The 11978-nt window shown below is 71.7% G+C and carries 8 protein-coding genes and 2 pseudogenes; 2 read left to right on the top strand and 8 right to left on the bottom strand.

All coding sequences use genetic code 11. The annotated features are described in order from the left end of the window. Nucleotides 1-148 precede the first annotated feature (148 nt). The 6 genes and pseudogenes from ABD794_RS03670 to ABD794_RS03695 all read right to left on the bottom strand — a co-directional run bounded on the left by ABD794_RS03670 (nucleotide 149) and on the right by ABD794_RS03695 (nucleotide 8913). Nucleotides 149-2171, bottom strand: a pseudogene (locus ABD794_RS03670) (ABC transporter permease subunit). Continuing rightward, complete coding sequence (locus ABD794_RS03675) at nucleotides 2168-3283, bottom strand: quaternary amine ABC transporter ATP-binding protein (protein WP_344960865.1); 1116 nt, start codon at nucleotides 3281-3283, stop codon at nucleotides 2168-2170. Before ABD794_RS03675 ends, ABD794_RS03670 begins: the two are co-directional and overlap by 4 nt. Next, entirely contained in the window at nucleotides 3280-4842 is a 1563-nt protein-coding gene (locus ABD794_RS03680; RefSeq protein WP_344960867.1) for a GMC family oxidoreductase, read from the bottom strand. Before ABD794_RS03680 ends, ABD794_RS03675 begins: the two co-directional genes overlap by 4 nt. Nucleotides 4843-4907: 65 nt before the next feature. Beyond that, nucleotides 4908-6410, bottom strand: a complete 1503-nt coding sequence (locus ABD794_RS03685; protein ID WP_344960869.1) for an aldehyde dehydrogenase family protein — start codon at nucleotides 6408-6410, stop codon at nucleotides 4908-4910. Between the two features lie 337 nt (nucleotides 6411-6747). Then, a complete protein-coding gene (locus ABD794_RS03690; protein ID WP_344960870.1) occupies nucleotides 6748-7278 on the bottom strand; it encodes a hypothetical protein in 531 nt (176 codons plus the stop codon). Nucleotides 7279-7296: 18 nt separating this feature from the next. Continuing rightward, a complete protein-coding gene (locus ABD794_RS03695; RefSeq protein ID WP_344960871.1) occupies nucleotides 7297-8913 on the bottom strand; it encodes a hypothetical protein in 1617 nt (538 codons plus the stop codon). 228 nt (nucleotides 8914-9141) lie between these two features. On the opposite strand from ABD794_RS03695, the pseudogene ABD794_RS03700 reads away from it, so the two are divergent. Continuing rightward, nucleotides 9142-9973: pseudogene (locus ABD794_RS03700) on the top strand (NmrA family NAD(P)-binding protein). A 319-nt stretch (nucleotides 9974-10292) separates the two neighbouring features. Here ABD794_RS03700 and ABD794_RS03705 read toward each other — a convergent pair. After that, entirely contained in the window at nucleotides 10293-10493 is a 201-nt protein-coding gene (locus tag ABD794_RS03705) for a hypothetical protein (RefSeq protein ID WP_344960872.1), read from the bottom strand. A gap of 60 nt (nucleotides 10494-10553) precedes the next feature. Continuing rightward, entirely contained in the window at nucleotides 10554-10757 is a 204-nt protein-coding gene (locus tag ABD794_RS03710) for a hypothetical protein (RefSeq protein ID WP_344960873.1), read from the bottom strand. Nucleotides 10758-11697: 940 nt separating this feature from the next. On the opposite strand from ABD794_RS03710, the gene ABD794_RS03715 reads away from it, so the two are divergent. Next, on the top strand, nucleotides 11698-11978 hold a 281-nt coding region (locus tag ABD794_RS03715; RefSeq protein WP_425585913.1), incomplete at its 3' end, for a hypothetical protein.

The following is an 11978-nucleotide window of genomic DNA, read 5'->3' on the forward strand; positions in this document are numbered from 1 at the left end:
CGGGCGCCGACCCAGGACTGGGACGGAGAGGGTCACGGACTTGGCGCCCGCCGCGTTGGCGTAGGGCGAGCCCTGCTTGGTCATGTCGGCGGCGCCGCAGCCGGTGAGGGCCAGGAGGCCGAACGCGGCCCCGGCGGCGGCCAGGTGCTTAGCGCGCATCGTGCGCTCCCTTCGTCGGCTGGGTGACCCGGTCGAGCATCAGTCCCAGACAGGCGATCGAAGCGCCCGCGACCAGCCCGACGGCGAGGTCGCCGCGCGCCAGGCCGAAGACGACCTCGTAGCCGAGCCCGCCGCGCCCACGAGCGCCCCGATGATGACGACGGAGAGGACGAGGACGACCGCCTGGTTCACGGCGAGGAGCAACGCGGGGCGGGCCAGCGGGAACTGGACCTGCAGCAGCTGCTGCCGGCCCGTCGCGCCGAGGGAGCGCGAGGACTCCATGGCCGCCGGGCTGACCTGCCGCAGCCCCTCGCCCGCGATGCGGATGACGGCCGGCAGGGCGTAGACGACGGCGGCCGCGGCGGCCGGGGCCCGGCCCACGCCGAACAGGGCGACCACGGGGATGAGGTAGACGAACTGCGGCATGGTCTGGAAGACGTCCAGCACCGGGCGCATCAGCCGCTCCGTGCGGCGGCTGCGGGCCACCGCGACGGCCGCGGCGAAGCCGAGGACGAGCGTGGCGGCGACGGCCGCGAGCACCTGGGAGAGGGTGTCCATGGCGGTGGTCCAGCGGCCCATGACGCCGATCGCGGCCAGGGCCGCGACGGCGGTCGTGGTGGTGCGCCAGGTGCCTATGGCCCTGGCCAGGGCTGCTACGAGGAGGAGGGCTCCCCACCAGGGAGGGCCGTCAGGCCGTCGCGGAGGGGGTCGACGATCCAGCCGGTGTAGTGGGCCGCCCAGTCGGCGGTGCCGCCGATGCCGGGATGCCGGTGTAGAGGTGGTCGACCAGCCAGTCCTTGGCCTGGTTGACCGGCCTCGCGATCTGGAGCGTCCAGGTCTTCGGCCAGGTGGTGGGGACGGTCAGTGCCAGTGCGGCCACGGTGGCCAGGGCCGAGCGCCCATGTGGTTGCGGTTCGGGTGCGGGTGGTCGTTCCGGTGTGCCCGCCCTCCCCCAACCTCCGGCCGGGGGTGCCCCCATCGCCCTGCGGAACGCCTGCCCCCACCTTGCCGGAGGTGGTCCGGTCCATGACTATCGCCAGGAGGACGATCGGGATGCCGGCCGCCAGCGCCGCGCCGACGTCCACCGTCGACAGGGCCTGGTAGACGCGGTCGCCCAGGCCGTCCGCGCCGATCACCGAGGCGATGACCGCCATCGAAAGGGCCATCATGATCGCCTGGTTGACGCCGAGGAGCAGCTGCTCCCGGGCCAGCGGGAGGCGGGCGGTCAGGAGGCGCTGGCGGGGCGTGGCGCCGAGGGAGTCGACCGCCTCCAGGACGCCCCGGTCCGTGGAGCGCAGGCCGAGCGCGGTCAGCCGGGCCATCGGCGGGGCCGCGTAGACGACCGTCGCCAGGACGGCGGGGGCGACGCCGATGCCGAAGACGAGGACGACGGGGAGCAGGTACGCGAAGGCGGGCAGCGCCTGCATCGTGTCGAGGACGGGCCGCAGCACGCGGAACGCGCGCTCCGACAGCCCGGCCGCGAGGCCGAGCAGCGCGCCGACGACGACGGACGCGGCGACGGCGACGGCCATCAGCGCGAGGGTGCGCATGGTGGGCACCCACATGTCCAGCAGCCCGCACGCCGCGAACGACGCGAGGGCGGTGACCGCGGCCCGTACCCCGGCCGCCCGCCAGGCGATCAGGGCCGCGCCGGCCGTCACGCCCGCCCAGCCGAGGGCGAGCAGCACGACGTACACGCCGTGTACGGCGGCGATGAGGCCCGCGCTGATCCAGCCGAAGAAGTACAGGAAGATCCAGTGGCTGTCGCGGTTGTCCACGATCCAGTCGCCGGCCGAGCGGAGCGGCCCGTCGAGCGAGACGCTCAGCGCGTCGGGCCAGCCGCCGCTCCCCCACAGGACGTGGGCGAGCGGGGCGAGCACCGCCCCGGCCGCGGCCAGCGGCAGGAGCCGGCGGACGGTCCGGTGGCGCAGCAGCGCCCGGAGCCGGCCGGGGTCCGATGCCGACGGGGACGTGGCCACGGAACGGGGGGTGGTGGTACCGGTGGTGCTCATGCGGCGGCTTTCTCCAGGCGGCCGGGGCCTTCGAGCCCTGCGACGACGCGCAGCAGGCACTTGAAGTCGACGATGCCGACGCACCGGCCGTCGTCGAGGACGCGGGCGGGGCTGCCGTCGCGGGCGACGACGTCGATGGCCTGGGCGACGGTGGTGCCCGCCGCGACGGTGGGCCCGGAGCCGCCGCGGGCCTCGGCGAGGGTGGCCGGGCGCATGGCCCGGCGCACGGTGATCACCTGTTCCCGGGGCACGTCCCGGACGAAGTCCCGGACGTAGTCGTCGGCCGGGGAGCCGACGATCTCCTCGGGGGTGCCGCACTGCACGACGCGGCCACCGCGCATCAGCGCGATGCGGTCGCCGATGTGCAGCGCCTCGGCGAGGTCGTGGGTGATGAAGACCATGGTGCGGCCCTCGTCGCGGTGCAGCCGGACGACCTCCTCCTGCATGTCGCGGCGGATCAGCGGGTCGAGGGCGCTGAACGGCTCGTCGAACAGGAGCACTTCGGGGTCGGCGGCGAGCGCGCGGGCGAGGCCGACGCGCTGCTGCTGGCCGCCGGAGAGCTGTGCGGGACGGCGGCCCTCCATCCCCGCCAGGCCGACCTTCTCGATCATCTCGGCGGCCTTGGCGCGGCGTTGGAGCTTCGGGACGCCCTGGATCTCCAGCCCGTAGGCGACGTTGTCGAGCACGGTGCGGTGCGGCAGCAGGCCGAAGTGCTGGAAGACCATGGCGGCGCGGCGGCGGCGCAGTTCGCGCAGCGCGTTCTTGTCCATCGCGCAGACGTCCTCGCCGTCGATGGCGATGCTGCCGCTGGTGGGCTCGATGAGCCGGGTGAGGCAGCGCACCAGCGTGGACTTGCCGGAGCCGGAGAGGCCCATGACGACGAAGACCTCGCCGGGGCGGACGTCGAAGGAGACGTCGCGGACACCGACGGTGCAGCCGGTCCGCTCGCGCAGGGCCTCGGGGGAGAGCTCGGCCAGCTCGGTGCCGGGGACCCGGTCGGCCCCGGGTCCGAAGACCTTCCACAGGTTGCGGACGGAGAAGACGGGCGGCGCGGCGTCGGCGTCCGGTGCGGTCGCCTGCGGCTCCGCGACGCGGGTATCGGCAACGGTCACTGGCCGTCCCCCCTTTCGGCCGAGGCCTCGACAAGCAGCTCCGCGCACTTCTCCCCCACCATCAGGACTCCGATCATCGGGTTGACGGCCGTCATCGTCGGGAAGACCGACGCGTCGGCGATGCGTATGCCGTCCAGGCCGCGGACGCGCAGCTCCGGGTCCACGACGGCGAGTTCGTCGTCGACGGCGCCCATGCGGCAGGTGCCGGCCGGGTGGTAGACGGTGTGGGCGACCTTGCGGGCGTACTCGCTGATCTCCTCGTCCGTGGTGATCTCCGGGCCGGGGCAGACCTCGCGCTTGAGCCAGCCCGCCAGCGGCTCGGCCTTGGCTATCTCGCGGGCGAGCTTGATGCCGTCGACGAGGGTGCGCGCGTCGTAGTCCTCCTCGTCCGTGAAGTAGCGGAAGTCGAGGGCGGGCTTGACGGCCGGGTCGGCGCTGGTGAGGTAGAGCCGGCCGCGGCTGCGCGGCTTGGGGATGTTGGGGGTCATCGACACGCCGTGCTCGGGCTTCTCGTAGCCGAGGCGCTCGGGGTTGTCGGTGAAGGGGATCTGGTAGAAGTGGAACATCAGGTCCGGGCCGGGGGAGTTGGGGTCCCGGCGGACGAAGAGGCCCGCGTCGGAGTCCATCGCGGAGTTCTCGGGGATCGGCCCGTTCGTCTCCCAGACGATCACCGACTCGGGGTGGTCGAGCAGGTTCTCGCCGACGCCCGGCAGGTCGTGGACGGCGGGGATGCCCAGGGCGTCCAGGTCGGCCTTGGGCCCGATGCCGGAGTGCATCAGCAGCCGCGGCGTGTCGACGGCGCCCGCGCACAGGACGACCTCGCGGCCGGCCTCGACGAGCAGCTCCCGGCCGTCCTCGGTGCGGGCGCGGACACCGGTGGCCCGGGTGCCGTCCAGCTCCAGCTTGTGCACCCAGGTCTCCAGCAGGATGCGGAGGTTGGGGCGGTCGCCGGCCTCGATGTGGGGGTGGAGGTAGGCGACGGACGCGGAGGACCGCTTGTTGTTCTCCGGGTGGTAGGCGAGGTCGAAGAAGCCGACGCCGTCGTGGAAGGGCTTCGCGTTGAAGCTCGCGACGCGCGGCACGTCCGCCGTCTTCAGCGCGGACTCGACGAAGTCGCGGGCGATGGCGTTGCGGTCCTTCTCGTCCACCGGGACGATGTTGTTCCGCAGCTTGCCGAAGTACGGGTCCATGGACGCGGCGTCCCAGCCCTCGGCCCCGTTGGCGGCCCACTCGTCCCAGTCGCCCGGCAGCGGCTTGAAGGAGATCAGGGTGTTGTGCGAGGAGCAGCCGCCGAGGACCCGGGCGCGGCTGTGCCGGATGTGCGAATTGCCGCGCGGCTGCTCGACGGTGGGGTAGTCGTAGTCCAGCTCTCCGCCGAGCAGGCCGAGCCAGCGGCGCAGCGTGAGGACCTCGGGGCGGTCGATGTCGGTGGGGCCGCCCTCGATGACGACGACGCTGGTGCCGGGGTCCTCGGCGAGGCGCGAGGCGATCACCGAACCGGCGGTGCCGCCGCCGACGACGACGTAGTCAGCGGTGATCTTCTCAACTGCGGGGGGCATACGGGGCTACTCCTCTGTCGCTGAAGGTGCTGCGCTGATGGGTGGTACGCGTGCTTACGGGCGGATCAGCCGGCGAACCAGCGGACGGGCGCGGGGGCGAGGTTCTGGTAGATGTGCTTGCTCTCGCGGTACTCGGCGAGGCCGGCCGGCCCGAGCTCGCGGCCGACGCCGGACTTGCCGAAGCCGCCCCACTCCGCCTGCGGCAGGTACGGGTGGTAGTCGTTGATCCAGACCGTGCCGTGCCGCAGCCGGCCGGCCACGCGGCGGGCGCGGCCCGCGTCGCGGGTCCACACGGCGCCCGCGAGCCCGTACTCGGTGTCGTTGGCGAGGGCGACGGCCTCGTCCTCGGTGCGGAACGTCTCGACGGTGAGGATCGGCCCGAAGGTCTCCTCGCGGACGACCTTCATGCCGCGGTTGCACCGGTCCAGGACGGTCGGCTCGTAGAAGTAGCCGGTGGCGGGCCGGATTTCGCTCGGCTCCGGGCGGGAGCCGCCGCAGCGCAGCACCGCGCCCTCGGCGAGCGCGGAGGCGACGTACGCCTCGGTCCTGGCCAGCTGGGCGGCGGAGACGAGCGGTCCGCACTCGACGCCGTCCTCCGTACCGCGGCCGAGCCGGATCTTCTCGGCGCGGCGGGCGAGTTCGGTGACGAAGCGCTCGCGGACGGACTCCTCGACGATCAGCCGCGCGCCGGCCGAGCAGACCTGGCCGCTGTGGATGAACGCGGCGTTGAGCGCCTGGTCCACGGCGGTGTCGAAGCCCTCGTCGGTGGCGCAGGCGTCGGCGAAGACGACGTTGGGGTTCTTGCCGCCGAGTTCGAGGGCGACCTTCTTGACGGTCGGCGCGGCGGCGGCCATCACCCGGGTGCCGCTGGCGAGTCCGCCGGTGAAGGAGACGAGGTCGACGTCCGGGTGCTCGGAGAACCGGGCTCCGACGGGGTCGCCGGCGCCGGTGACGATGTTGGCCACGCCGGCGGGCAGCCCGGCCTCGACGAGGAGCCGGATCAGCCGGACCGTCGACAGCGGGGTGACCTCGCTGGGCTTGATGACGAAGGTGTTGCCCGCGGCGAGCGCCGGGGCGATCTTCCAGCTGGCCTGGAGGAGGGGGTAGTTCCACGGCGTGATCAGCGCGCAGACGCCGACGGGTTCGTGGACGACGACGCTGTGGACATCGCTGCTGCCCGCGTCGACGACGCGCCCGCCGCCCTCGTTGACGACGAGGTCGGCGAAGTACCGGAAGGCATTGGTGACGTCGTCGACGTCGACGCGCCCTTCCTCCAGCGTCTTGCCCGTGTCGCGGCTCTCGACGAGCGCGATCTCCTCGCGGTCGCGCTGGAGCAGGTCGGCGACGCGGCGCAGGAGGGCCGCGCGCTCGGCGACGGGGGTGCGCGGCCACGGACCGGCATCGAACGCGGTACGGGCCGCGGCGACGGCCGCGTCGGCGTCCGCGGCGCCGCCCTCGGCGACCACGGCGAGGACCTTGGCGTCGGCCGGGTCGAGCACCTCCCGCCGGTCACCGGAGGCGGCGGCCCGCCACACCCCGTCCACGTGGATCGTCTCGACTGCCGACATCGTCTGCCTTCCGTGCTGTGTGCATGTGGCCGGGCGCCCAGCGCTCGGCCGTCAACGCGCCGCGCCTAACCAAATTCGAACGATGTATGCCTCGCCGGTTGCAAAAGGTGACCTGAATCACGTCATCCCCTTCTGTGACATGCCGGGACGGGCCGGACAGGGACCGGTGCACGATGTCCCGTCCGGACCGTTGACAAGCTCCTGACACATCCCCGAGGAACCCGAGGAACCATGCGCCGCACCGCCCCCACCGCCGCAGCAGCAGCCCTGCTGCTCCTCACCGGGGCTGCTGCGCACACTCACCTTCCGGGTGACGGTCGACTGAGCGCACTCCGTCCTACGCCACCAGCTCGCCGATCTTTCCGGCGAGCTCCGCGACCGGCACGAGGCGGCCGGCCACGGACACCCCGCCCGCCAGCAGCGCGCGCAACCGCTCCAGCCGGCGCCGCCCGGTCGGCCGTTCCCGCTCCCCGTCCGCCAGCACCTCCGCGATCAGCCTCCTGAGCTCGTCCTCCGACGTCCGGCCGGCGCGGGCGAGTTGACCGTCGAGCCGCTCAAGTCCGTCCAGCACGGCCTGCGGTACGCGGATGTGCTCGCGGCGCACCGCCCGTGCGTTCTTGCCCACACCGACCGCGCTGCTGTCCACCTCGCCCACGACGGCGTTCCCCGATCCGGGCGGTTGCGCGGGCATGGGCGGATGCGGAGGCGCGGACGGCGCCACCTCCCGGCCGGGGGACGGCCCGTCGCCCTCGTACTCGGCGTGGGCGCCCTCCCCGACCGCGACGGCGCTGCCGGTGACCCGCCCGGCGTAGAAGTTGCCGCCCCCGGATCCGGACCGTTGCCGCTCGTTCTCGTCACCCTGTCGCACAGAAATCCCCCTGCCGAGTCACCGTTGGCTCCGGGCATTTGCCCGGGCCTCGCGTCCGACCGCCACCGCGCCACCGCTCATGGCCCCGATGTAGACGCTCCCCGCGCCGAGCTGCACCACCTGCTGCTCGAACTCGTCGGTCTCGTAGCCCCGGGACCGCAGGGCGTCCCGCACTCCGCTGACGACCCGGTCCTGGACCGTCCTGATGTACCTGCTCGCGTCCATCTCCTGGAACAGCGAGAGCCGGTCCGCCGAGCCCAGTTCCCGTACGGAGGCCGCCGGGCTGTCGGGCAGGGCGCGCTGCGCCGCGGCGAACCAGCTCCGGCAGCCGTCGGAACAGGCGCGCCAGGTCGAGACCACCGCCGCGAAGCCCGCGGCGTGAGCGGTCCGCAACGCCCGGATCCAGCCCAGGAGTCCGCCCTCGCCGCGCTCACCGATCGCGTCCACCGCGCGGTACTCCAGCCGGACCGGCATCAGCACATGGGGGGCGACCTCCACCACGAGCATGCCGCCCTGCGTGTGCACCCGCACCAGCACGGACACCACGACGTCCTGTTTCCAGGCGCCGACGCGGACCCAGAGGAAGTGCCGGTGCCACTCACCACCTCCCTCCAACGCTTCCCGAAGGCACTGGCCGACCTTCACCGGGTCGTACGGCACCTCGTTCCGGCGCCACTTGGGAGGGACACAGACGAGTTCCGTCATGTCCAGGCCCTTGAGGCTGTCGTAGGTCACGGCCTCGTCCGGCCCCTGCAGATCCCGCAGGTGGGGCCGGATCAGCTCCAGGACCTCACGGGCGGTGAGCGGAGCGGTCGCCGCGTCCGCGCCGGCCCGGCGCTTGAGCTCCAGGGCGAAGAACCAGGGTTCGCCCGGCTGCCCCATGCCGATGAAGGGACGCGACGCGTCGTAGACCAACAGCTGCGAGCACTGCTCGCGGTCGATGGCCTCGACGAGCGCGGGGCGGTTCGGAACGATTCGGGGAACGTCCTTGATCCACGCCCGCCAGCACAGCTCCTCCCTCATCACGGAGGCGACCCAGATCCGGTGGAACCACACGGGAACGGTGAGCAGGAGCGGGAAGACGACCGCCGGCCAGTTGCCCGCTCCGTCGGCCATGGCCTCGATCGCCAACTCCCAGTAGGCCGAGAGCAGTCCGCACGATCCGACGACCTTCACCGCCCGCATCGAGCCGTGACCCGTCAGGCCGCTCTGGAGCGTGCGGTTGTCGACGACGTACGCCGATCCGCCTCGCCCGGCCCCGACCTGGGCGAGCCAGTACACCATCGACACGACGGCGTACATCAGGCACCACACCATCGGGAGATCGAGCCCGAAGGGGAGGCCGGCAGGGTCGGCGGTGGACACGTACGCGTAGTCGCAGGCGGCGAATCCCGCCCACAGCACGACGAGGAAGAAGGCCGTCATGGCGTCCTGACCACGGGCCCGGAGGGCGTGGCCGAGCACCGGCGCGACGTCGATGCCGAGGGACGGCGCGACCGGTCTCTCCCGGTGCTCCCAGAGCTCTTCGATGACGCGACGGCGGAAATCGAGATCGAGGTAGACGCCCGCACAGAGGAGCCGCGTGGCCTCGGTGCGGTGGGCGGGCACAGTGGGCTGGTCGGGCACAGTGGACATGTCACGCACCCCCGGCTGCCGGACCGTCCCGGCATGGGACGACGACATATTTTTTCGGACAGTCAGATTAAGCCAAGGAGTTCACGCCCGGGCCGGAATGTCTCCCCCCAACTGTCCGAAACGGCAGAGTACATACGCGCGTAAACCCACTCGTGTGGGGGACGGATCGCAAACGCCGCACAGTCGCTCGCGGGAATTCCCATCCCGCTCGCGGCGGTTCGACAGGTCATGACCGAAGTCAGCGACAAAGCGAAGAAGCCCATTCTCGTCATCGGCGGAACCGGCAAGACCGGCCGCAGGGTTACCGAACTCCTCACCGCACAGGGCCTGCCGCTCCGCCTCGGCTCGCGCTCCGCGACGCCGCCGTTCGCCTGGGACGACCCGGCGACGTGGGACGCCGCGCTGGACGGGGTGGGGGCCGCCTACGTCACGTACCACCCCGACCTCGGGATGCCCGGCGCAGCCGAAGCCGTAGGCGAGTTCGCCCACTTCGCGGTCGGGAAGGGGGCGCGCCGCCTGGTCCTGCTGTCGTCGCGCGGCGAGGAAGGCGCCCGGGGCACGGAACGCGCCCTTCAGGCCTCCGGCGCGGACTGGACGATCCTGCGCGCCAGTTGGTTCTTCCAGAACTTCGACGAGGCGTTCTTCCTGGACGCGGTCCTGTCCGGCGAACTCGTCCTCCCGACCGGCGACGCGGCCGAACCGTTCGTCGACACCCGCGACATCGCCGAGGTCGCGGTGGCCGCCCTCACGGACGCCCGGCACGCGGGACGCACCTACGAACTCGGCGGCCCGCGCCTCCTGACCTTCCACGACGTGGCCGCCGAACTGTCGAGGGCGACGGGCCGGGAGATCCGCTACAACCCCGGTGACGGACGAGGCGTACCGCGCGTACCTCGCCGAGCACGAGCTGCCCGCCGAACTCGCCGATCTCCTCGCCCTGATCACCGACGGCCGCAACGCGCATCTCGTCGACGGCGTACGGGAGGTCCTCGGCCGGGCCCCGCGCGACTTCACGGAGTTCGCGCGGGAGGCGGCGGCGTCGGGGGTGTGGGCTGGCTGAGGGCGTTCAGGTTCAGCCGAATGGGCCTGTGCACGGTGTGGCCACCCTGTCAGCCTGGACCAGGGGGGCTCCTGCAGCGCCACCGCATCGACCGACCCGTGCCACTGGGGAGAGACCGGGATGAATCGCCGCCGCAGCCACATCGCAGCCCTGACCGCCCTCGCACTGCTCACCGCGGGCACGGCGGCCGGGGTGGCCTCGGCGGCACCGGACGAGGACGACTCGTCGCCCTGCGCGACCACGACGACGGTCAGCGTGGGACAGGGCCCTCACGGGGCCATCATCGCCACCTTCCATGACGGCGACACCAGTTGGGGCGTCAGGACCGGCGAGGGGCGGCTCGCTCCAGAAGCTCCGGACTGCTGGGGATGCCGGCAGCAAGCAGCGCCTGGGACTTGGCGAGCCGGGCCGCGCGCTCGGCCTCGGCCCGGTCCTGCTCCCGCTTCGCATCAAGCTTGTCCGCGTCAAATATGCCCGTGACGATGAACCGCACATGGTCCTCGGCGGAATCGCTGGCCATGGCCTCCTCGGCCGCCGTACGCACCGCGGTCCGCTTCTCGCCTGCGTCATTGGCCTTCTGTCACAGCGCGCGGATGAAGCTGTAATCGCTGAGCAGAAGTACGTCCGGAGTCGGATCGAGCCCAACCAGCCCTGCGGCAGCGATCCGTTGGGCCTCGGTGGTTCCGATGCCCTCTGCAGCAGTAGCCGTGACCATCGGCTCGGCGACAGCCGTACCGGGGGCCAGAGCTCCTGTGACGGCAACGAGCACCGCGGTGGCCACCATCCCGCGCTTGACGGCCTCTCCCAAGCGCGCGTAAGTGGGATGACTCGCAGGCATCTATGTCCCCTTTGGCATATACATGGGCGTTAAGGCAGCCTCGGGGAGCACTGCTTCGCGTTCCAGGTGCTGTGGAGCGAACTCGCGGACATGGCGAGGCCGCTGGGCGACCTGACACCCCCTCAGGCCTGATGACTGTATGTACTCGGCAAGTTACTTGTAAAGGGAAGGTGAGGGTTTGCTGTAGGTATCGCAACGCCCGACCGTGAAAAACGGAATAAATCTGGGCAAGTTTGACATTCGTTCATTCGGATACAAGAGGGCAGGTGCTTGGTTCGGGCACAGTCGGAGGATGTCTCTCACATGAACTACCGTGATTCGTTGAGCCGTTGAATCACCAACGAGCCCAGGCGATTCCGCGCGTCCGTGTCGTGCCGACGGCGCGCCCGCGGCGGCCAGTGAACCACGCGGCGGTCGAGGTGCGTAGCTGCGGATCTTTCGATCTGCTGGGCATGGGCGGTCTCCCCGAGTGCGAACGCGAAGGCGACGGGCGTGCAGGCGTCTGCGCTGCTGTCACGAGGATCGTGGCAGCGCGAATGACCTGGGCGTGAACAGGGCGGCAACGGTCGCCGCCGATCACCTCACATCGATCTTGGCTACTGCGAACCGACATATATCACTCGTCCCCTCCCCACTGAGGCTCACTCAGCGTTCACCCGACAGGAAGGCGACCCAGGGAACCCTATGGCCCCGCGGGTACCGCTGTAGTCCATTTGCCTGCCCGTGCCCCACCCGGCTGAGCTGCGGGAAAGGCGCGCGAATCGGGCCGCGACCGGTTCACGTCGTCCGTCCCGCTTCCCCCGGTGCGCGGGCTGGCGGGCTTTTTACGCCATCTTTATTTTCCCGCCCTGTCAACTCTCCCCAAACGCCCGTCACTTCCATAAAAGTGATGCGTCATCCGGTTCCGATATCCGGACCTCGCCACCGGCAGCCGTTACCTCAACGAGCCAGGGACCTCCATGACCACCCCCTCCCCCCGCGGCGGCGCCAGACGCGCCGGCCGAATACCGTCGCGGCCGCCGCAGCGGTCGCCCTCGCCGCCACGGGCGCGGCCCCCGCCTTCGCCGACGGCCCGCAGACCGGGCCCGTGAAGCCCGCCGGGACCGTCAAATCGCCCAAGGACAAGCTGGGTTCACACGGTGCCGACCTGCTCGCCAAGGCCAAGTC

The sequence above is a fragment of the Streptomyces thioluteus genome (assembly GCF_039535865.1).

Bases quoted from the DNA above. Each gene is read 5' to 3' on its own strand.
- ABD794_RS03680 (WP_344960867.1), bottom strand. From the start codon at position 4,842: ATGCCCCCCGCAGTTGAGAAGATCACCGCTGACTACGTCGTCGTCGGC.
- ABD794_RS03685 (WP_344960869.1), bottom strand. From the start codon at position 6,410: ATGTCGGCAGTCGAGACGATCCACGTGGACGGGGTGTGGCGGGCCGCC.
- ABD794_RS03695 (WP_344960871.1), bottom strand. From the start codon at position 8,913: ATGTCCACTGTGCCCGACCAGCCCACTGTGCCCGCCCACCGCACCGAG.
- ABD794_RS03705 (WP_344960872.1), bottom strand. From the start codon at position 10,493: ATGGCCAGCGATTCCGCCGAGGACCATGTGCGGTTCATCGTCACGGGC.
- ABD794_RS03710 (WP_344960873.1), bottom strand. From the start codon at position 10,757: ATGGTGGCCACCGCGGTGCTCGTTGCCGTCACAGGAGCTCTGGCCCCC.